This is a genomic window from Streptomyces sp. NPDC016640 (genome assembly GCF_043076215.1).
Lineage (GTDB): Bacteria > Actinomycetota > Actinomycetes > Streptomycetales > Streptomycetaceae > Streptomyces.
This window is the reverse complement of the sequence record NZ_JBIBRG010000010.1, coordinates 252,071-271,773: the sequence shown is the minus strand read 5'-3', so window position 1 is coordinate 271,773 and position 19,703 is coordinate 252,071. Positions and strand designations below refer to the sequence as shown.

At 71.5% G+C, this 19,703-nt stretch carries 19 protein-coding genes and 1 riboswitch; of the genes, 14 read left to right on the top strand and 5 right to left on the bottom strand.

The genetic code is table 11. From position 1 onward, the window contains the following. Nucleotides 1-26: 26 nt before the first annotated feature. Nucleotides 27-1,061, bottom strand: a complete 1,035-nt coding sequence (locus ACF07S_RS22080) for a pyridoxal-phosphate dependent enzyme (RefSeq protein ID WP_391974883.1) — start codon at nt 1,059-1,061, stop codon at nt 27-29. 15 nt (nt 1,062-1,076) lie between these two features. Then, nucleotides 1,077-1,844 (bottom strand): methyltransferase, encoded by a 768-nt coding sequence (locus tag ACF07S_RS22075; protein WP_391974882.1) that lies wholly within the window; start codon nt 1,842-1,844, stop codon nt 1,077-1,079. 596 nt (nt 1,845-2,440) lie between these two features. On the opposite strand from ACF07S_RS22075, the gene ACF07S_RS22070 reads away from it, so the two are divergent. The 4 genes from ACF07S_RS22070 to ACF07S_RS22055 all read left to right on the top strand — a co-directional run bounded on the left by ACF07S_RS22070 (nt 2,441) and on the right by ACF07S_RS22055 (nt 5,870). Continuing rightward, nucleotides 2,441-2,635, top strand: a complete 195-nt coding sequence (locus ACF07S_RS22070; protein ID WP_391974881.1) for a hypothetical protein — start codon at nt 2,441-2,443, stop codon at nt 2,633-2,635. A 410-nt stretch (nt 2,636-3,045) separates the two neighbouring features. Next, the gene (locus ACF07S_RS22065) at nt 3,046-4,065 is read left to right on the top strand and encodes a FecCD family ABC transporter permease (RefSeq protein ID WP_391974900.1); all 1,020 of its coding nucleotides are present in this window, start codon (nt 3,046-3,048) and stop codon (nt 4,063-4,065) included. 1 nt (nt 4,066) lies between these two features. Next, entirely contained in the window at nt 4,067-4,840 is a 774-nt protein-coding gene (locus tag ACF07S_RS22060) for an ABC transporter ATP-binding protein (RefSeq protein WP_391974880.1), read from the top strand. Nucleotides 4,841-4,862: 22 nt separating this feature from the next. After that, nucleotides 4,863-5,870: an ABC transporter substrate-binding protein gene (locus tag ACF07S_RS22055; protein WP_391974899.1), complete on the top strand. Its 1,008-nt coding sequence runs from the start codon at nt 4,863-4,865 to the stop codon at nt 5,868-5,870. A gap of 384 nt (nt 5,871-6,254) precedes the next feature. On the opposite strand, the gene ACF07S_RS22050 is transcribed toward ACF07S_RS22055, so the two are convergent. From ACF07S_RS22050 to ACF07S_RS22040, 3 genes are read right to left on the bottom strand one after another with little or no spacing between them, the layout of a single operon-like run. Then, nucleotides 6,255-7,064: an ABC transporter ATP-binding protein gene (locus tag ACF07S_RS22050; RefSeq protein WP_391974879.1), complete on the bottom strand. Its 810-nt coding sequence runs from the start codon at nt 7,062-7,064 to the stop codon at nt 6,255-6,257. Beyond that, nucleotides 7,061-8,197, bottom strand: a complete 1,137-nt coding sequence (locus ACF07S_RS22045; protein WP_391974878.1) for a FecCD family ABC transporter permease — start codon at nt 8,195-8,197, stop codon at nt 7,061-7,063. The genes ACF07S_RS22050 and ACF07S_RS22045 overlap by 4 nt, the downstream gene beginning before the upstream one ends. Next, nucleotides 8,187-9,206 carry an ABC transporter substrate-binding protein gene (locus tag ACF07S_RS22040; RefSeq protein WP_391974877.1) on the bottom strand — a complete coding sequence of 340 codons (1,020 nt, stop codon included), beginning with the start codon at nt 9,204-9,206 and terminating at the stop codon, nt 8,187-8,189. The genes ACF07S_RS22045 and ACF07S_RS22040 overlap by 11 nt, the downstream gene beginning before the upstream one ends. A gap of 268 nt (nt 9,207-9,474) precedes the next feature. On the opposite strand from ACF07S_RS22040, the gene ACF07S_RS22035 reads away from it, so the two are divergent. The 10 genes from ACF07S_RS22035 to ACF07S_RS21990 all read left to right on the top strand — a co-directional run bounded on the left by ACF07S_RS22035 (nt 9,475) and on the right by ACF07S_RS21990 (nt 19,582). Next, nucleotides 9,475-10,782 (top strand): MFS transporter, encoded by a 1,308-nt coding sequence (locus tag ACF07S_RS22035; RefSeq protein ID WP_391974876.1) that lies wholly within the window; start codon nt 9,475-9,477, stop codon nt 10,780-10,782. Nucleotides 10,783-10,799: 17 nt separating this feature from the next. After that, nucleotides 10,800-11,591, top strand: a complete 792-nt coding sequence (locus tag ACF07S_RS22030; RefSeq protein ID WP_391974875.1) for a TauD/TfdA family dioxygenase — start codon at nt 10,800-10,802, stop codon at nt 11,589-11,591. Between the two features lie 44 nt (nt 11,592-11,635). After that, a riboswitch (cobalamin riboswitch) is annotated at nt 11,636-11,776 on the top strand. A 101-nt stretch (nt 11,777-11,877) separates the two neighbouring features. Beyond that, on the top strand, nt 11,878-12,981 hold the full coding sequence (locus ACF07S_RS22025; RefSeq protein WP_391974874.1) for a FecCD family ABC transporter permease: 1,104 nt from the start codon (nt 11,878-11,880) through the stop codon (nt 12,979-12,981). Beyond that, nucleotides 12,981-13,754: an ABC transporter ATP-binding protein gene (locus ACF07S_RS22020; protein WP_391974898.1), complete on the top strand. Its 774-nt coding sequence runs from the start codon at nt 12,981-12,983 to the stop codon at nt 13,752-13,754. The genes ACF07S_RS22025 and ACF07S_RS22020 overlap by 1 nt, the downstream gene beginning before the upstream one ends. A gap of 39 nt (nt 13,755-13,793) precedes the next feature. Further along, nucleotides 13,794-14,816 carry an ABC transporter substrate-binding protein gene (locus ACF07S_RS22015; RefSeq protein ID WP_391974873.1) on the top strand — a complete coding sequence of 341 codons (1,023 nt, stop codon included), beginning with the start codon at nt 13,794-13,796 and terminating at the stop codon, nt 14,814-14,816. 768 nt (nt 14,817-15,584) lie between these two features. Beyond that, nucleotides 15,585-17,456 carry an ATP-binding protein gene (locus ACF07S_RS22010; RefSeq protein ID WP_391974872.1) on the top strand — a complete coding sequence of 624 codons (1,872 nt, stop codon included), beginning with the start codon at nt 15,585-15,587 and terminating at the stop codon, nt 17,454-17,456. A 74-nt stretch (nt 17,457-17,530) separates the two neighbouring features. After that, the gene (locus ACF07S_RS22005) at nt 17,531-17,965 is read left to right on the top strand and encodes a roadblock/LC7 domain-containing protein (protein WP_391963462.1); all 435 of its coding nucleotides are present in this window, start codon (nt 17,531-17,533) and stop codon (nt 17,963-17,965) included. Between the two features lie 2 nt (nt 17,966-17,967). Continuing rightward, entirely contained in the window at nt 17,968-18,339 is a 372-nt protein-coding gene (locus ACF07S_RS22000) for a DUF742 domain-containing protein (protein ID WP_391974897.1), read from the top strand. Beyond that, nucleotides 18,317-18,946, top strand: a complete 630-nt coding sequence (locus ACF07S_RS21995) for an ATP/GTP-binding protein (protein ID WP_391963461.1) — start codon at nt 18,317-18,319, stop codon at nt 18,944-18,946. The genes ACF07S_RS22000 and ACF07S_RS21995 overlap by 23 nt, the downstream gene beginning before the upstream one ends. Before the next feature lie 60 nt (nt 18,947-19,006). Continuing rightward, nucleotides 19,007-19,582 (top strand): GAF domain-containing protein, encoded by a 576-nt coding sequence (locus tag ACF07S_RS21990; protein ID WP_391963460.1) that lies wholly within the window; start codon nt 19,007-19,009, stop codon nt 19,580-19,582. The last annotated feature ends 121 nt before the right edge of the window (nt 19,583-19,703 follow it).

Sequence of the window (19,703 nt, the reverse complement as noted above, 5' to 3'; positions counted from 1 at the left end):
GGTGAGCGGCGCGCCCGGCGGCGACGCTAGGCCCTCTCGGGCACTGGAACAGGACCGCCACGCAGCAGCGCGCTGCCGGTCGGCGGCCAGTCCATCGCGGACCACGGGTGCCGCAGCTCGTCCTGGGCCGTCACTTCGTGGGGCCGCATGGCTTCGAGACCTTTGGCCGAGGGGTGGTTGACGTAGGCGCTGTCGACGTAACGGTGCCCGGTGTCGGCGGCCAGGAAGACGTACGTACGGTCCGCCTCGCGCTCCCGTTCCCAGAGCGTGGCGAGGTAAGCGGATCCCGCCGAGAGGCCGGCGAAGATGCCGCTGACGCGCAGGAGTTCGACGGCACCTGACATGGCGTAGTCGAAGTTGACCCAGTGGATGCGGTCGTACAGATCGTGCCGGACGTTCTGGAACGGGATGGAGCTGCCGATACCGGCAATGATCATGTCCGGGTCGGAGACGTGCCCGGCGCCGAAGGTGACGCTGCCGAACGGCTGCACCCCCACGAGCCTCACGTCCCGGCCCGCCTCGCGCAGGTAGGTGGCGATGGCGCCGGTGGACGCCCCGGTGCCCACGCCCCCGACGAGCGACAGCGGTGCCTCCGGGACCTCCTTGCGGATGAGGTCGGCGATGTCGCGGTAACCCAGGTAGTGGATGGAATCGTGGTACTGCCGCATCCAGTGGTAATGCGGGTTCTCCCGCAGCAGTTCCGCGATCCGCTCGACGCGCAGGTTCTGGTCCAGGCGCAGGTTCTTGGAGGGCCGGACCTGTTCCAGTGTGGCGCCGAGGATCTCCAACTGGACGCGGAGGGTGCGGTCGACCGTCGTGGAGCCGACGATGTGGCAGTTCAGGCCGTAGCGGTGGCAGGCCAGGGCGAGCGCATGGGCGTAGATGCCGCTGGAACTGTCGACGAGGGTGTCGCCGGGCTTGACCTGCCCGGTCTCCAGCAGGTGGCGTACGGCACCGAGGGCCGAGTACAGCTTCATGGTCTCGAAGCGCAGACAGATCGCGCCCGGAGGGACGGTCACGACATCGGGTTCCCTGATGGCCTCGGCTATGTGCTCGTGCATGTCTTGTCCTCCCGGTCAGGCGGCGTCGTGGCGGATGAGCTTGAACAGGTACGCCTGGCAGTCGTCGCCCTCCCATGTCTGGCGGTGCAGGATCTCGGGCCGGAAACCGGAGTCCAGGCCATGACCGACGATCCGCTTGAGTTCCGCGGTGTTGGACACGATCAGGTAGATCTCGCCCTCGGGTGCGAGCAGATCGCGCGTGACGATCTGGTCGAAGAAGCGAGTGACGATCCCGGCGCCCACACAGACGTTGCGGACCACGGTCGGATCGTCGCTGGTCCGTGTGCTGACCGCGGGCGGATTGAAGGTGATGACGTCCAGCCGGGAGGAGTCGGGGAACTCCTCGAAGAGGTTGGACACCAGGGGCCGGAAAATGGTGTCCGGCCGGTCCCCGACGATGCGCCGGTAGTGCTCGGCGGTCGTTGCCACGCTGTCCGGGTGGACGTCGGCCGCGTAGATCTCCCGCGCTCCGAGCGTGCCGGCGATCACGGCTTCGACACCGAGGCCGACGCCCATGGCCCCGTACGACCTGCCCTTGACGGGGATCGTGCCGTCCAGCAGCCGGTCGTGGACGATGCGGCTGGTGTCGCCCGGCTTGAAGACGCCCGGCGGCAGTGTGAACGCCCAGCCGTTGTACTCGTACGTCCGGGTGGTGTGGATGTCGGACTTGGAGCTGTTGATCGCGAGGATCTCGTCCCGGGACAGCGTGTCCGGCAGGGAGTCCAGCAGGGCACGGGCACCGTCCTGGGACGCTGTGGCGCCGGCTGTGGTCCGGTCGGTCATGGGTCCTCCGTGGTCGGGGTGTGGCTGGAGTTCGTGCAGGCAGGGACCGGGTGCGGCCGGGGCGGAGGGTGCGGGGCCCGAGCAGCATGCAACATGCTGAAAATGATTGTCAACATCATATGATGATCAATCAGTGACTGTCGGTCACCGGGCCCTCGGTCCCTTGTTCCTCTCGCTCCCTGGCCGTCGCCGGAGTCGACATGACCGGGCGGTCACCTGCGATTTGAGCGTTTTCCTCCCTCCGTCAGCCGCCACCGGCCGTGGTCTCGCGCCTGGCGGAAGCGCCGCTCGCCGAGCCTCCATGACGACTTCGGCGATGTGGTGCGACCATCGCCGAAAGAAGGCTACTGATTGTCGTTTTCATATACCCTGGTCTCGCTGTCACCTTCGGACGGGAGTGTGCATGGGTTCGTGCGACGTGGCCGTCGGATCAGCGGATGAGGCGGGGGGCTTCGATCGACTGTTCAGCGCCTGGCCGCCGATCGGTACGGCGGCCGTCAGGGCTGCGCGCCTGAGCCCCGGTGTGTGTGCTCGACGCGTGTTGCGGTTCGGGGGCATCCCCGATTCGGGTCGTCGCGCAGGTCGGCCCGCACGGCGTGACTGGCGCAGTCGACCTCGCGGCGGCCTCGCGTGAGCGGGGCCGCGCCGAGGCCGCGGACCGCGGCCTCGGCGGCGTGCGCCGACGCCTCCGCCGCGGCGTGCTCGATGCCGTCGGGATGCTCCCCGATGACAACGACTCCGCTTCCGCCCGCGCACGCGACGGCGTGGCCTCGCCCTTCGAACTGCCCTGAGGCGGTTCACCCCGGCACAGGGAAGGACGAGCCGCCTCAGCGCAGTCGGGTCGAATTCCGGAGTGTTCGCGGGCGCGACCCTGGCCGGCTGTCCGGGCGTCATCGTCCTCCTCGGCGCCCGGGCCCGTTGTGGCGCTGAGGGCCGCCGCCCCATTGCATCGCGCGGTTCAGCCCGACGGGGAAGAGGCAAGCGGCGCGCCTGTTTCCGCGTAGCCGGTGCAGTACCGGGGTCCGCCCGGATGCCACGCGCCTGATGAGTATGTTCCGTTCAACCTGGAAGGCCGGGTTCTATGCCACCGCCAACTGTCTCCGCGCCCTCGGCGAGGGGCGGCGCCGATACGTCAGCCGACGCGGCACCCCCCGAACCCGTAACGGGGGTGAAGGGACGTCTCGCCTCCCGTAAGGGCCTGGTGCTTGCCTGCGTCCTCCTGTTCGTCGTTCTCCTCGCCTCGGTCGTGCTGGCCATCGGCCTGGGGGCCGCCGTGATCGCGCCGGGGCAGACCGCCCGGTACTTGTGGGCGGCTGTCAGCGGCGGCCGCATCGCCGCGGACGAGGTGACCACGTACCAGATCATCTGGCAGATCCGTACGCCGCGGGTGCTGCTCGCGGCGCTCGTAGGGGCCGGGCTGAGCGCGATCGGCGTGGCCATCCAGGCCATGGTGCGCAACGCGCTCGCCGATCCCTTCGTGCTGGGCGTCTCCTCGGGCGCGTCCGTCGGAGCCGTCGGTGTCACGGTCACCGGGGGACTGGCGGCGCTGGGCATCTACGCGGTGTCGGCCGGCGCCTTCATCGGGGCCCTGGTCGCGTCGCTCCTGGTGTACGTCGCCTCCGCCGGCCGGGGCGCGCTCTCCCCGCTGCGTCTGGTCCTGACGGGTGTGGCCATGTCGCTGGGCTTCCAGGCGCTGATGAGCCTGATCATCTACTTCGCGCCGGACAGCGAGGCGACCAGCATGGTCCTGTACTGGACGATGGGCAGCTTCGGCGCCGCGAGCTGGGGCGCGCTCCCGGTCGTGTCCGTGGTCGTCGTCCTCGGCCTGGCCGTGTTGTACCGGTACGGCCGGGCGCTGGACGTGCTGGCCCTCGGGGACGAGACCGCCGCGAGCCTGGGCATCAGCCCCGACCGGCACCGCAAGGCCCTGCTCGTCCTGGCCTCGCTGGTGACGGGAGTGATGGTCGCCGTCAGCGGTGCCATCGCCTTCGTCGGACTGGTCATGCCTCACCTGGTGCGCATGGTCGCCGGCGCCACCCATGCCCGCGTGCTGGCCGTGGCGCCACTGGCCGGAGCGATCTTCATGGTGTGGGTCGACCTGGTGTCCCGGACGCTGGTGGCACCGCGCGAGCTGCCCCTGGGCGTCATCACCGCACTCGTCGGCGTGCCGGTGTTCATCACCCTGATGCGCCGCAAGGGCTACATGTTCGGAGGCCGTTGAGATGGACCTCAGACTTGACGGGCTCTCGGTGGTGACCGACGGCAAGAGCCTGGTACGTGACCTGTCCCTGGACGTGGAAAGCGGCCAGGTCGTGGGGCTGGTCGGCCCGAACGGAAGTGGCAAGTCCACCGCCCTCAGGTGCGTGTACCGCGCGCTCCGCCCCAGTTCCGGCACCGTCTGGGTGGGTGAGCAGCAACTCTCCCGCCTGACGATGCGCCGCTCCGCGCAGGTCATCGCGGCCATGACCCAGGACGGCGCCGTCGACCTCGACTTCACGGTCGAAGAGGTCATCGCACTCGGACGCGCGCCGCACCTTCAGGGCAACCAGGCGCTCAGCCGCCGGGAGCGGGAGCTGTGCGAACGCGTGATGGACCAGCTCGACATCCGCCACCTCGCCCCGCGCGGAGTCCTGACGCTCTCGGGCGGGGAACGCCAGCGTGTCCTGCTGGCCAGGGCGCTCGTCCAGGAGCCGAAGATCCTGGTGCTCGACGAGCCGACCAACCACCTCGACGTACGCCACCAGGTCGAACTGCTCTCGCTCCTGCGCGGATCGGGACTCACCGTCCTGGTCGTGCTGCACGATCTCAACCTCGCCGCGGCCGCCTGCGACCGCCTCGGCGTCCTCTGCGAAGGCCGCCTCGTCACCACCGGTACACCGGAGGACGTCCTCACCACGGAACTCGTCGACGAGGTGTTCGGCGTCAAGGCCAGCATCGTGTCCCACCCACTGACGGGTGACCCGCAGTTGTTGTACTCGCTCGATCCCTCCCCGTGAAAGGCACCACCAGGTCATGACCATGACTCGATTTCCCCGCTCGGTGCGGCAGCGCACCCTCCTCGGCTCCGCGCTCACGGCCGCGCTGCTGCTCAGTGGCTGTGGCGCCGAGGTGGAACCGGACGCCAAGGCGTCCTCCGAGAAGGTCACCGTCAAGAGGTGCGGTGAGCCGGTCGAATACACGGTTCCCAAGCGCGCCGTGGCGTACGAGGGCGGAAGCGCCGACAAGCTGTTCAGCCTCGGCCTGGTCGACCACGTGCACGGCTACGTGATGCCGCCGGCGAACCCTCCGGTGGAGGAGTCACCGTGGGCGAGCGACTACGCCAAGGTGAAGATGCTCAGCGACGATCTCCTCAACAAGGAACTCGTCGTCGAGGCCAAGTCCGACTTCGTCGTCGCCGGCTGGAACTCGGGCTTCAAGGACGAGCGGGGCATCACTCCGGAGATCCTGGACAAGCTCGGCATCCAGAGCTTCATGCACAGCGAAAGCTGCTTCAACTACCCGAAGTACCCGGAGAAGTTGTCCCCGTTCGAGGCTCTCTACACCGATCTTGATCGGCTGGGCAGGATCTTCCAGGTCGAGGAGAAGGCGGACGAGGTCGTCGCCGGGCTGAAGAAGCGGGTGGCGGCCGTCAGGGCGAAGGCGCCCAAGGGCGATCCGGTGCCGGTCTTCCTCTACGACTCGGGCACCGACCAGCCCTTCACCGCGGGCAACCAGGTCCCGCCCAACGACATCATCAAGACCGCCGGCGGCAGGAACGTCTTCGGAGACCTCGACCAGCGGTGGACCCAGGTGAACTGGGAGGCCGTCGCCGAAGCGGAACCGGAAGTCGTCATGATCCTCGACTACGGGGACCTGCCCGCCCAGAAGAAGATCGACTTCTTGAAGAAGTCCCCCCACACGAAGGAGTTGCCTGCCATCAGGAAGGACAACTTCTTCATCCTCGACTACAACGAGGGCATCAGCGGGCCGCGCAACATCGACGGCCTGGAGAAGTTCGCGAAGTACCTGGGCGAGTTCCGGAGCTGACCGAGTCATAGCGTGCCAGGGCCGTGTCCGATCCGCACGGCCCTGGTGCTCCGAGCCGTAAGCGCTGAACCCGGGCGGCTGCTACGTCGGGGAAAGCGCCGCAGTGGACCCGGCGTTGCGGCAGCCGCCACCGTCAGTGGCATGGATCGCCTGCGGACGGGCGGCGGAGGGCCGGTTCCCGGACCCGCCGCTGCCTTGCTGTACCCGGCTCGATCGCGTCGCGCTCGTACTCGTCCGAGCACCGCTTCGGGTGCTCGCTTTCCACCTGCCACTACTTCCTCGGAACCTCGGATCCCAGTCTCCGGGAGGACGAGCGGCTCGTGCGTGAAGCCGGCCTCGCCGGCATCAGCCCACGCCGGACGGGCGAGGGAGGGGGAGCAGGACTCAAGAGCGCTCCACGGCCGAAGGCGGGTGGAGGCGGTCGTCCCGTGGTGCGGTGCCGTGGTAGGAGACCGCGAGGTTGCCGAGGCCGTCAAGGCCGATCCCGGCATCGACCTCGAAGACGTCCATCAGCCGGGCCGGGGTCAGTACGTCCGAGGGCGGACTCGCGGCGACCAGGCGTCCCTGGTACATGAGCAGCAGCCGGTCGCAGTAGCGGGCGGCCAGGGAGAGGTCGTGCAGGGCGACGAGAACCGTCTGGTCGGTGGAGGCCAGCAGGTCCATCAGCTCCAGCTGGTGCCTGATGTCCAGGTGGTTGGTCGGCTCGTCGAGCAGGATGCACCAGGGGCGTTGGGCCAGCGCACGGGCGATGTGGGTGCGCTGGCGCTCCCCGCCGGACAGCGACTTCCAGTGTCTGTCGGCGAGTTCGGTGAGCCCGGTCCGGGCGAGGGCGGCGGTGACGACGGCACGGTCGGTGGCGTCGGGACCGCGCCACCGGTCCCGGAAGGGGGTGCGGCCGAGGCCGACGACGTCGGCGACGCGCAGGTCGCTGTCGGTGTCGGTGGCCTGTTCGACGAAGGCGACGTGCCGCGCGATCCGGCGTGTGTCCCAGTCCCGGATCGGCTCGCCGTCGTACAGCACGGTCCCGGTCGTCGGAACCCGGAGCCCGGCCAGGCAGCGCAGCAGGGAGGACTTGCCGGAGCCGTTGGGGCCGATCAGCCCGACCGTCTCCCCGGGGGCGATCTCCAGGGTCACGTCGGTGACGATCGCCCGGCCGGGCACCGACCAGCCCAGCTTCTCGGCGGCGATCTTCACAGCTCACCTCGCTTGCGCATGACCAGGAGGAACAGCGGTACGCCGAGCAGGGCGGTGAACACGCCGACCGGAACTTCCTGGGGGGCGAAGGCCACCCGGGCCAGCGCGTCCGTCCACACCAGGAAGATCGCGCCCACGAGTGCGGAGAACGGCAGCAGGGAGCGGTGCAGCGGCCCGGCGACGAAGCGCACTCCGTGCGGGACGATCAGCCCCACGAAGCCGATCGCGCCGACCGAGGCGACCGCCACCGCGGTCATCACCGCCGTCACCAGCAGCAGCACCCGCCGTACCGCCCGGACGTCGACGCCCAGCGAGGAGGCGGTGTCGGTGCCGAAGGCGAAGGCGTCCAGAGCGGTCGAGTGCAGCCGGAAGACCACGAGCCCCACCACGCCGACCACCGCGCAGACGACCACCGAGTCCCAGCGGGTCGAGGCCATCGAGCCCAGCAGCCAGTGGGTGATGGCACGGATGGAGTCGGCGTCCCCGGATGCCGTCAGGACCAGGGAGGTCAGCGCCATGAAGAGCTCCGCCACGATCACGCCCGTCAGCACGATGCGTGCCGAATCGAGACCGGTGCGCCGCAGCAGGAGCAGCAACAGGCCGAACGACAGCAGGGCGCCCGCGAACGCCCCGCCGGTCACCCCGATCGCGCCCCCGCCCACGCCGAGCACGACCACGGCCACGGCCCCGGTCGACGCCCCCGACGAGATGCCCAGCAGGTAGGGGTCGGCCAGTGCGTTGCGGGTGACGGCCTGCAGCACGGCCCCGCACGTCGCGAGTGAGGCGCCGACCAGCGCCGCCATGAGCACACGCGGAACGCGCAGGTCCCAGACGAGGGAGTCGACCAGGCGGGGCAGCGGCTCGACGTCGAGGCCGAGACGGGGGCCCACCACCCGCGCCAGATCGGTGTAGCCGACATCGGCGACACCGATCCGTACCGACACCGCCAGTGACCCGGCCAGCACCACTGCGCCGATCAGGAGCAGCACGGCCTGCGACAGGCCGGAAGGGCCGGGGAGCGGTGACACGGGCGGCGTCCTGGCGGAGGCCGCGCGCCCGTGCTCCCGGGCGGCCGGGTGGAGCAGGTCCACCGTGCCCGGCACGCCGGCCGGCGCGTCCGCGCTAGCGGACATACCCGAGTTCCTCCATGCCCTCGATCAGCAGCCCGAGGGTGTGCGTGGTGCGCACCGAGGGATCCATCTCGATGCCGGGTACCTCGATGATCCGGTTCTTCTCGACCGCGGTCAGCTTGGACACCAGCGTGTCCTCGCGCATCATCTTCAGCTTCTCCTCGGCGCTGTCACCGGGGGCTCCGCGTTCGGAGAGGTCGCCGACCACGATGAAGTCGGGGTCGCGGTCGGCGATCTGCTCCCAGGAGACCTCCGGCCACTCCTCGGCGACGTCGTCGAAGGCGTTCCTCGCGCCCACGAGCCTGCTCATCTCGCTGGGCAGTCCGCTCTTTCCGGCTACGTACGGCAGCCCGTTGTAGACCGAGTACAGCCATACGACGGTCGGTTCGCCCTCGACCCTCTTCCCGGTCTCGGCCGCCTTGCCCACCACGGCCCGCTGCTCGGCGACCAGCTCGGCCGCCCGGTCCTCGACGCCGAAGATCCTGCCGTAGTTCTCGTAGTCGCCGAAGAGGAGGTCGAACGGGGTCTTGTCCGGGGCGTTGTGTTTCGGACACTCCACGGCGCTCACATAGGAGGGCAGTTCCAGTTCGGCGAGTTCCTCACGGGTGCCGACCCGGTCCTTGGCGTAGAGGTCGTCGAAGGAGGCGATGACGATGTCGGGAGCGGCCGCGCGCAGCTGTTCGCCGGTGAGGACCTTGGGGCTGAGCACCGGCACCTGGGCGTAGGCTTCCCGGTACTCCTTGGCGATCTTCGTCTTCAGGTTCGCGGTTCCGGCCATGCGGTCCCCGAGCCCGAGTTCCAGCAGCGTCTCCGTGGCGGACTGGTCCAGGGCGACGGCGCGCTTCGGCGGTTCGTCGAAGGAGAGCTTCCGGCCGCAACTCGTCACGGTCGTCGTCCGCGCGGCCGCTTTGTCCGCGGAGCCGTCGGCGGAGGACTCCCCCGACGATGAGCAGCCGACGGCCGTGAGAGCGAGCGTGGCCAGAGCGACGCCTAATCGTGCGGGGTGGCGCATGGGTTCCTCCGGTCTGGAAGAGGCCGTGATGCCGATCATGCAGGGAGCTCGGTCGGGTTGGCGGCTACTCTAGCGACAACGATTTTCATCACGCTAGCCCCCCGGGGGGTGACGCGGTGGCGGGCTCGGACACTCCGCCGTGTGCCGGCAGCCGCCAACGGCCCCGAGCGCGCCTGTGGTCGGCGGGACCACGGGTCGCCCCCGAAGCCGGTCCGGCCGCGGCCGCGCACCATCCGACCAGGTCCACGAACGACAGGAGCGTCACGACGTGCCGACCCCACTCATACCGACCACGGCGTCGGAGGACACCCCCGGAAAGCAGCGGCCCCTCCTGCTCGACGCCGCCTTCCTACGGCTCTGGACGGGCGCCACAGCCTCGGGTCTGGCGACCTGGGCCCTGCCGTTCGTGCTGGGGTTCGCGGTGCTCGACCGCACGCTCGACGTCACCGATCTCGGCCTGCTGCTCGCGGCACGCACCGCGGGATTCCTCGCCGCGGTGCCCGTCGCCGGAGTACTGGCCGACCGGCACTCCCGCCGGGGCGTCGTGCTGTGGGCGGGACTGGCGGCGGGAGTCGCGGCACCGCTGATCGCCGCCGGACTCGGCCGCTCGGTCCTGCTGATGGCGTCGGCCGCCGCCCTGGCCGGCGCGGGTCAGGGCGCCTGCCGGCCCGCCTTCCAGGCCCTGACCGCCGAGGTCGTCGATGCCGGCCGCAGGCAGCAGGCCAACGCCGCCATGACGCTCGCGGTCAGGGTCACCACCCTGACGGGGCCTTCACTGACCGCCCTGCTCGCCGTGTTCCTCGGCACCCGCGCCCTGCTGCTCGGCATCGGCCTGCTGTGGCTCGTCGCCGCCCTCCTGCCCGGACCGGGCGCACATGCCGGCACCGGGACCGAGGGCGCTCCCTGCGCCGAACGTCCCCAACGGGTGTCGTTCCTGGCCGAGTTCGCCGACGGCGTCCGTGAAGCCCGCAGGCACCCGTGGTTCGTCGCCGGACTGGCGGCCCTGACGGCCGTCATAGCCACCGGCTACTCCGCGACCGGCGTCGCCCTGCCCCTGGTCAGCCGCGACGAGTACGGCACCGAGGTCGTGCTCGCGGGTGCGATGACCGCCTACACCGCCGGTGCGCTGGCCGCGGCCCTGCTCGTCGCCCGCTGGCGCCCGCGATCGGCGGGCTGGACCGCTCTGGCGGGCCTCGCCGCCTACGGCTTCGCCCCGCTGAGCCTGATGGTCCCCGTGCACCCCGTGGTGGTGATGACCGCCTACGCCGTCGCCGGCATCGGCATCGAGCTGTTCAACGTGCCGTGGTTCACCGCGACCCAGCGCGAGGTCGCACCGGACAAGCTCGCCCGGGTTTCCTCGTTGGACTTCCTGCTCTCCTACGGCCTCGCCCCGGTCGGGCTCGTCCTCATCGCGCCGGCCATCGACGCCTTCGGCACCCGCGCCGTCCTCGCGGTCTGCGCACTGACCTGCTTCGCCGCCCCGGCCGTCGCCGCCCTGGTGCCCAGCGCCCGCCACTTCTCCCGCAGGCCCGAGGCGCCGTCCGGAGCCGAGGGGAAAGCCGGGAGCGCCGCCTGATGCGGCAGTCTCGGGTCATGCACTCACTCAGCCACAGCACCCAGCCGTCTGCTCCCCCCACGCCTTCGGGCCTCGTCCCCGGCCGGGTGGCCGGCGAACGGGAGCAGGAGGCCCGCACCCTCCTGTCACGGGACGGAGCCGTCGTCCTCACCGGTTACGAGAACACAGCCGACGCCCTCGCCGTCGCCGCGGCCCGCACCCTGGGCAGCCGTCTGCGGGAGCTGTATCCGCACCGCGTGCGCACCTCCCGTGACGCCGGCCCCGTCCACCTGCACGCCGACAGCTTCGACCTCGTCGTCGACGTCGGCGGCGTACCCGGCAGGCGGCGGCACCCCGACGAGGACCACGTCCTGATCCAGTGCGTCCGGCCCGCTCCCCGCGGAGGCGACTCCTTCGCGCTCGACGCGTACGGCCTCGTCGACGGCCTGGCGTCGACCGACCCCGCCCTCCTGGACTTCCTCACCGGTACCGACGTCGACCTGTACGGCGAGTGGGCGGGGACGCGCGGACTTCCCGCCACCCCACGCGTCGCCCGGCACGTCGAGTACACCCGCACCGGCCGTCGCGTCGTCCGCCGCACCGACGGGGCCGTGCCCCTGCACCGCGACCCGGACACCGACCGGGTACGCGCCATGCTGGCCCGCTTCGACGAGACGGTGCACGCCCTCGAACCGGCCCTACCGCGCTTCCGGCTCGCCGAGGGCGACATCCTCGTCCTCGACAACTACCGCTGCTGGCACGGCCGCGACGCGCACACCGGTGAGCGCACCGTCCGCATCCTCACCCTGCGCACGGCCGACGCCCGCTGAACGTGTCCCCACCGCGGTGGCGCAAACCTGCGCCCCCCAGGGGGAGAAGGCGTGGGAACACACGCTAGGCTGCAAGCGCCTCGTGGGGGAAGTCCGGTCGAAGTCCGGCGCTGACCCGCAACGGTAGGCGGAATCCCGTACGGGATTCCGTGAGCCCGATCACCCGCGGTGGTGAAGCCCCTGTCAATCGCCGTGGACTGCGAGAGGTGCTGCGCACGGGGTCCAGCGCCCGGGCCCGCTCCTTCGATCACGCAGGTGCACGGCCCGAGGCGAAAGCGATCCGCCTGTGGCCACGCTCCGCGACCCCATACCCGCCGTACCGCACCGCACCACGAGCGGCGGGCCCCCACCGCCCCGGCGCGTCCCGTTGCCCCTGCTCGTGACCGGTCTGTGTGTCGCGCTCCCCGTCTCCCTGGTCTGTGGGGCGAGTACCGGGGCGTCGGGGCTCTCCTGGAGCGAGGCGCTGCACTACCTCTGGGCGGGGCTGACCGGTGGGCTCATAGCTCCGGACGAGGTCTCCTCCTACACCATCGTGTGGGAACTGCGCTTCCCGCGCGCCGTGCTGGCCGCGGTGGTCGGCGCCGGTCTGGCGGCCGTGGGCGTCGCCGTCCAGGCCATGGTCCGCAACGCGCTCGCGGACCCGTTCGTCCTCGGCATCTCCTCCGGCGCGGGCGTCGGCGCCAACGCCGTGCTCATCTTCGGCGCCTTCGGCGCGCTCGGTGTCTGGGCGCTGTCCACGGCGGCGTTCCTCTCCGCGCTCGCGGCCATGACGCTGGTGTACGCGATCGCCCGGACCCCGCGGGGGCTGACACCGCTCCGGCTCGTGCTGACCGGTACCGCCATGTACTACGGCTTCTCGGCCGTGACCACGTTCATGGTGTTCGCCGCCGAGCACGGTGAGGCGGCCCGGTCCGCGATGATGTGGCTGCTCGGCAGTCTGGGCGGTGCGAGCTGGTCCTCCGTGCCGGTCGCCGCGGGCGCGGTGCTCGGCGGCCTCGCCCACCTCGGCTTCTCGGCCCGGCGCCTGAACGCCCTGGCGATGGGTGACGAGACCGCTGCCGCGCTGGGGGTGGACCCCGGCCGGCTGCGCAAGGAACTCTTCCTGACGACCGCCGCCGTCACCGGGGCGGTGGTCGCGGTCAGCGGGGCGATCGGCTTCGTGGGCCTGATGGTGCCGCACGCCGCCCGGATGCTGGTCGGGGCGGACCACCGCCGGCTGCTGGCCGTCGCGCCCCCGGCCGGTGCCGTGCTGCTGATCTGGGTCGACGTCCTGTCGCGCGTGGTGCTCGCCCCGGCCGAACTGCCGCTGGGCGTCCTGACGGCGGCGATCGGTGTGCCGTGCTTCGTCCTGCTCATGCGCCGCCGCACCTACACCTTCGGGGGCGTGTGATGCAGGTCGACATCGACACGGTGACCGTGGAGATCTCCGGCACGCGGCTGGTGGAGGACGTATCGCTGCGGGCGGGCAGCGGCCAGTTCGTGGGGCTCGTCGGGCCCAACGGCAGCGGCAAGTCGACCCTGTTGCGATGCGTCTACCGGGCCCTGCGCCCCACGGTTGGTGCGATACGCCTCGACGGCGACGACCTGCTGGCCTTGAACACGCGAGAAAGCGCCCGCCGGCTCGCGGCCCTTCCACAGGAAGCGGTCGCGGAGTTCGACTTCACCGTGGCCGAGGTCGTGGCCATGGGCAGGTTGCCGCACCAGGGTTCGGTGACCCGGGAGACCGGCGAGGACCGGCGCGCGTGTGCCGCCGCGCTGGAGGGAGTCGGCGCCGGCCATCTGGCCGACCGGGGCTTCCTCACGCTCTCCGGCGGTGAGAAGCAACGGGTCCTGATCGCCCGCGCGCTCGCCCAGCAGCCGCAGGTCCTGGTGCTGGACGAGCCCACCAACCACCTGGACATAGCCCAGCAGTTGGAGGTCCTGTCCCTGGTCCGGGCCAGCGGACTGACCGTGCTCGCCGCGCTGCACGACCTCAACCTCGCCGCGCTCCACTGCGACCTCGTCCACGTCATCGACGGCGGGCGGATCGTCGCCTCCGGCGCACCCCACGATGTCCTCACGCCGGTGTTGCTGACCGATGTCTTCGGCGTCCGTGCGCACCGCGTCCCCCATCCCGAAACGGGCGCGGTCCAGCTGCTCTTCGACCGTCTTCCCGCCCAGTAGTTCCCCTCCCCGGTCCACCCTCGAAGGAGTCACCCCCCCATGCCGAACCGCGCACGCCCCGCCGCCCTCGCCCTCGTTCTGGCCTTCGCCGTCACCGGCTGCGGGGCGAGCGTCTCGTCGGAGGAGGGGAAGCGAGACGGCGCCCGGGCGTCCGACGGCCACTATCCGGTCACTGTCGAGAACTGCGGCGAACAGAGAACGTTCGAGAGGGCTCCGCGGCGCGTGGTCACCAACGACGTGGGGATCACCGAGATCATGTTCGCGCTCGGTCTCGAGGACCACATGGCGGGATACGTCATGCCCGACGACAAGGGCGACCTCACGAAGGTGCCGTGGAAGGACGGCTACCGGAAGACCGAGTGGCTCTCGAAGGACCGGATCAACAAGGAGCTGGTCCTGGACGCCCGTGCCGACCTGGTCTTCGCGGGCTGGAACTACGGCTTCAACGAGGGCGAGGGCTTCACGCCCGCCGCGCTGCGACGCCTGGGCATCGACTCGTATCTGCTCAGCGAGTCGTGCCGCAACGGACGGGGCAAGGCACGCGGCGTGATGCCACCGCTCGACGCGCTGTACACGGACCTGCGGAACCTGGGCAAGGTGTTCGACGTCGAGGACAGGGCCGAAACCCTCATCACCGAGTTCCGCGAGCAAGTGGCCGATGCACAGGCGAAGGCTCCGAAGGGCGCGGACCGACCGCGGGTGTTCCTCTACGACAGCGGACAGGACAAGCCGTTCACCTCCGGCGCCTTCGCGGGACCCCAGGACATCATCACCAAAGCCGGCGGCGACCACATCATGAAGGACCTCCAGGACAGCTGGACCACCGTGGGCTGGGAGACGGTCGTCGCCCGCGACCCCGAGGTCATCGTGATCAACGACTACGGCGACACCACAGCGGAGCAGAAGCGCGCGTTCCTCAAGTCCTACAAGCCGCTCGCGAACGTCTCCGCCGTCAAGAACGACCGGATCGTCACCCTCGACTACGCCGACCTCGTCGAGAGCCCGCGCAACCCCGCGGCCATCAGCTCACTCGCGGCGGACCTGGGAAACCTCCACTCCTGAACCCGAGGGCTCGCCTTTCCCGCGGCGGTGAGCCCTTCGAGCCGGACGGGCAGCTGCCGGCCGAGCCCGGTGGCGGCCGTTCTCCACGCCGGTCGCACGTCACCGGGACACCGCCCTGAGCCACGGCACCGCACCGGCCGCGCAGGCCGCGCCGCCCGTCGAGGGCGGCCTGGACCTCGCCGGCGACCGCTGAGAGCACCGGGGCCGCACAGCCCCCGGACCCTGCCGTCGGACGTCGGCCGCTCCCCGGTCCCGGGGCCCTTCCCTCACGGTGAGTGATGTTCTGGCCGTAGTGAGAGGTGCTCCGTCGGCCCGGCGGCCCCGCCCGGATCGGCCCCGGAAGCACGCGAGGGGGCGCCGGCGGATGCGGAGCACCGGGATCCCTCCCTGCCGACCGGAACCGCCTGACCGCTTGTGACCAGCTCGGATCGCTTCCTTTCCCTTCCCGCTCCCTTGTTCGGGAAGGTTATCGGCCTGTCGTACGAAGCCTCATACCAGAGCGGGATGTCGCCCGCAGGAGTTTGTCAACTGCCCACCGCACATGATGCGGTGGCGACTACGGTGAGTGTCGGTCGGGTGACGCGGCAGCTCACGCCGCAGGGTGCGATGCGCCGAGGAGCCGCGTCGACGAGGTCGGGATCAGGGAGCGGGGACCGGTACGTGCAGCCACAAGGCGGACGAAGGAGCGGACGGGGCGAAGGGCCCCGGCGCCCGGGCCCGGCCGGTAACCGGGGCGCGACCGGCAGGCCGGCACCCGTCGGTCCCCCGGTGGCGGCCCGCGAGCAGGCCGGCGGTGCCCCGGGCCCCGCCGAGCCCCGGGGCCGCCGGACCGGTCCCGCCCACCGCCCGGACCGGCGCGAGGGCGGGCGGCACGGGCGGCCGCCCGCGCGGACCGCTCCCCCGCTGCCCGAGACACCCGTACGTCCCCAGCTGCTGCGCCTCGCCGTGCTGCCGCCCGTCGCGGTGGCCCTGAGCGCCTGCGCGGCCGTGCTGTTCACCGTCCGCTCCACCGGGGTGCGGCCGGGCCCGGCCCTGTGGGCGGTGCTCGGCGGCGCCACGTCGGTGACCCTCGCCGGCATCCTCATCGCCGCCGTGGCGGCCGACCGCGCCGCCCGCTCCGTGCACGACCGCGTCGACGGCCTGCGCCGGAGCACGGCCAGGCGCGAGGGCGACCTGCGCGCCCTCGTCGAGGCGCTGCGCCGCGGCGACGGCCCGCCCCCACCGGAGCGGAGCGCGGAACAGGCCGCGGACGCCGACGACTTCGGCCTGCTCGCGGCCGACCTGGCACGCGCGCACGACGGCGCCGTCACCGCCGTCGTCCAGGCGTCCCGGCTCTCCAGCCAGGCGGGCAGCGAACAGAAGCTGGAGGTGTTCGTCAACCTCGCCCGGCGCCTGCAGTCCCTGGTGCACCGCGAGATCTCCATCCTCGACGAACTCGAGAACGAGATGGAGGACCCCGACCTCCTCAAGGGCCTCTTCCACGTCGACCACCTCGCCACCCGCATCCGCCGCCACGCCGAGAACCTCGCCGTGCTCGGCGGGGCGGTCTCCCGGCGGCAGTGGAGCAACCCGGTCTCCATGACCGAGGTGCTGCGCTCGGCGATCGCCGAGGTCGAGCAGTACTCCCGCGTCAAGCTCGTGCCGCCGATCGACGGCACGCTGCGCGGACACGCCGTCGCCGACGTCATCCACCTGCTCGCCGAACTCATCGAGAACGCCACGGTGTTCTCCGCCCCGCACACGCAGGTGCTGCTGCGGGCCGGCCTCGTCACCTCCGGGCTCGCCGTCGAGGTGGAGGACCGCGGGCTCGGGATGCCCACCGGCGAGCAGGAACGGATGAACGCGCTGCTCACCGACCCCGACCAGGTACATGTGGCCAGCCTGCTGTCCGACGGCCGCATCGGGCTGTTCGTGGTCTCCCAGCTCGCCAAGCGGCACGGCATCCACGTCCGGTTGCAGAGCAACATCTACGGCGGCGTCCAGGCCGTACTCGTGGTGCCCCAGGCACTGCTCGGCACCGCACCGAGGGCCGCCGACGGCGGGCAGGGCGCGGACCCGGCACCGCAGCCGCCCGGCAGCGGCACCGGCGCACCCCCGATGGTTCGTCGGCTGCCGTCGGCGCCCGCCACCGGCGGGCACGCCCGGGACGCCGCGCACGGCGGCGGAGCGGTGAGCCCACCCGCGGCGCCGCTCACGCCCGTGCCACCGCAGTCGCTCCGTCTTCGCACGCCCGCCGCGTCGCCCGACGACAGCGTCCCCGCCCCGCCGCTGCCCCCGCACGGCGCCCCCTCCCGTCCCGCCGAGGCCACCGGAGCCGCAGGCGGGGCCGACGCTCCCGCGGACGACGGGACCACACCCCTCACCGCCCGTGACAGCCCGGTGCGCGGCATCATGGGCAAACCCCTGCTGCCCCGCCGACGTGCCCAGGAGCACATCGCACCGCAGCTGCGCGACGGCCCCGTGCCCCGCCAGGACAGCGAGGACGCCGGCGGCCACGACCCCAACCTGATGGCCGCCTTCCAGCGGGGCATCAGCCTCGCGGAAGCCCGGCAGGAGCCGCCCGCCGCACCGCGGCCGTCCGTCCCCCCACCCCGCACCGACCACACCGCCCGGCACGACGGGAGCGCACCCGCCGGATGACCAGCCGCACACCCACCCCCTTCCACCCCACCAGCGCTCCCGCAGACCTTCGTACCCCAAGGAGTCGATCCACCATGGCGAGCGATGCGCCGACCGCCCAGGTATCCGATCTCGACTGGCTGATGAGCGGCCTCGTGCAACGCGTACCGCACACCAGCAGCGCCGTACTGCTGTCCTGCGACGGACTGGTGAAGTCCGTGCACGGTCTCGACCCGGACAGCGCCGACCACATGGCCGCCCTGGCCTCCGGCCTGTACTCCCTGGCCCGCAGCGCCGGCATCCGCTTCGGCGACGGCGGCGACGTCCGGCAGGTCGTCGTCGAACTCGACTCGACACTGCTGTTCGTCACCACCGCCGGCTCCGGCACCTGCCTCGCCGTGCTGGCCGGCCGGGAGGCCGACGCGGCGGTGCTCGGCTACGAGATGGCGATGCTGGTCAAGTCCGTCCGCCCGTATCTGATGACCGCCCCCCGGCAGCAGGGGGTCGGATCCCAGGCGATGAGGTCTTGAGCGTGAAGGCGGCCGGCGACGGACCCTGGCTCGACGACGCGGCCGGCCGGCTGGTGCGCCCCTTCACGGTCAGCAACGGCCGTACCCGCCCCACCGTCGCACTCGACCTCATGTCACAGGTGAGAGCCACCGGCGCCACCCCCTTCGGCTACCTCGGCCCCGAGCACGCGCAGGCGCTCGACCTGTGCCGCGCTCCCGTCCCGGTCGCCGAGGTCGCCGCCCATCTCAGGCTGCCGGTGGCCGTCACCAAGGTGCTGCTGGCGGACCTGCTCGAGTGCGGGGCGCTGACCGACAAACCCCCCGCGTTCCACCACAGCCCCACGGACCGGGCCCTTCTGGAGGCAGTGCTCGATGGACTACGACGACAGCTCTGACCACATCGGCGGCGCAGACCACGGTGACGACCCGTTCCCCACCGCACTCAAGATCCTCGTGGCGGGCGGCTTCGGCGTGGGCAAGACGACCTTCGTCGGCGCGGTCAGCGAGATCGCGCCACTCAGCACGGAGGAACTCCTCACCACCGTCAGCGCCGGCACCGACAACCTCGACGGCATCGAGAACAAGGCCGAGACGACCGTGGCCATGGACTTCGGCCGCATCACCCTCGACGCGCAGCACGTGCTGTACCTCTTCGGCACCCCCGGCCAGGAACGCTTCTGGTTCATGTGGGACGAGCTCTGCGAGGGCGCGCTCGGCGCGGTCATCCTCGCCGACACCCGGCGCCTGGAGGAGTGCTTCGCGGCCGTCGACTTCTTCGAACAGCGCGGCCTCGGGTTCATCGTCGCCGTCAACGAGTTCGACGGTTCCTTCCGCTACGACCCCGCAGAGGTGCGCGCCGCCCTCGACCTCCCAGCGGAGGTCCCCGTCGTGTGCTGCGACGCCCGGATCTCCAGCTCCGGCGTCCAGACCCTGCTGACCCTCGTCCGCCACCTCCTCGCCCACGCCCCGGCCGCCGCGACGGGGTACGGCGCCCACATGTGACCCCCGCACACCCCCACGGAGCCCGTACATGATCTTCGCCCGCATCCCGGGAGCCCGCCCATGAGCTACGACCCGCCCCGCCCGGCCGGTCGTCTGCTGCTCACCCCCGAGGACAAGGAGGCCCCGGCCCGCACCCGCAGACTGCGCCGGCTGGGGCTGGGGGGCCGTCCCGAGCCCGCTCTCGACGCCTTCGCCTACGCCCTCGCCGAGCTCACGGGGGCCCCGTACGGCATGGTCAACTTCCTCGGCGAGGGCGGGCAGTTCCTCGCCGGGCTGCACACCCCGGCCGTCGCGCCCTTCGTGCGCGGCGACGGCACCGGTGCCCTGCTGGGCCGGGCACTGCCCCGCGACCACGGCTTCTGCCCCCATGTGGTGGCCCGGCGCAAGGCGCTGGTCCTGGAGGACGTGAGCGACTACCCGCGGTTCGCCGGCAACCCGGTGGTGGACGAGTTCGGCATCCGCTCCTACCTGGGCGCGCCGCTCGTCGACAGCACCGGCATGGTCCTGGGCACCGTCTCGGTCACCGACGTCCGGCCACGGGCCTGGGGACAGCCCGGCCTCGCGGCCATCAAGACGCAGGCCGCGGAGCTCGTGGGACGGCTGGAGCGACGGGAGGACGACGGGCTGCCGCCGTGAGCGCGGGCGGCGCGGCCGGACGGGTGACGGTGTGAAGCAAAGCTGAGGCCGCGCTTAAGAAATCCTCGATGGACCGGTGAGGGTGCTGTACGGCAGATTGCAGTGCGATTCCACCGACCCT

Coding starts and splice junctions, on each gene's coding strand:
- ACF07S_RS22080 (WP_391974883.1), bottom strand. CDS start 1,061: ATGCACGAGCACATAGCCGAGGCCATCAGGGAACCCGATGTCGTGACC.
- ACF07S_RS22075 (WP_391974882.1), bottom strand. CDS start 1,844: ATGACCGACCGGACCACAGCCGGCGCCACAGCGTCCCAGGACGGTGCC.
- ACF07S_RS22060 (WP_391974880.1), top strand. CDS start 4,067: ATGGACCTCAGACTTGACGGGCTCTCGGTGGTGACCGACGGCAAGAGC.
- ACF07S_RS22055 (WP_391974899.1), top strand. CDS start 4,863: ATGACTCGATTTCCCCGCTCGGTGCGGCAGCGCACCCTCCTCGGCTCC.
- ACF07S_RS22045 (WP_391974878.1), bottom strand. CDS start 8,197: ATGTCCGCTAGCGCGGACGCGCCGGCCGGCGTGCCGGGCACGGTGGAC.
- ACF07S_RS22040 (WP_391974877.1), bottom strand. CDS start 9,206: ATGCGCCACCCCGCACGATTAGGCGTCGCTCTGGCCACGCTCGCTCTC.
- ACF07S_RS22030 (WP_391974875.1), top strand. CDS start 10,800: ATGCACTCACTCAGCCACAGCACCCAGCCGTCTGCTCCCCCCACGCCT.
- ACF07S_RS22020 (WP_391974898.1), top strand. CDS start 12,981: ATGCAGGTCGACATCGACACGGTGACCGTGGAGATCTCCGGCACGCGG.
- ACF07S_RS22015 (WP_391974873.1), top strand. CDS start 13,794: ATGCCGAACCGCGCACGCCCCGCCGCCCTCGCCCTCGTTCTGGCCTTC.
- ACF07S_RS22005 (WP_391963462.1), top strand. CDS start 17,531: ATGGCGAGCGATGCGCCGACCGCCCAGGTATCCGATCTCGACTGGCTG.
- ACF07S_RS21995 (WP_391963461.1), top strand. CDS start 18,317: ATGGACTACGACGACAGCTCTGACCACATCGGCGGCGCAGACCACGGT.
- ACF07S_RS21990 (WP_391963460.1), top strand. CDS start 19,007: ATGAGCTACGACCCGCCCCGCCCGGCCGGTCGTCTGCTGCTCACCCCC.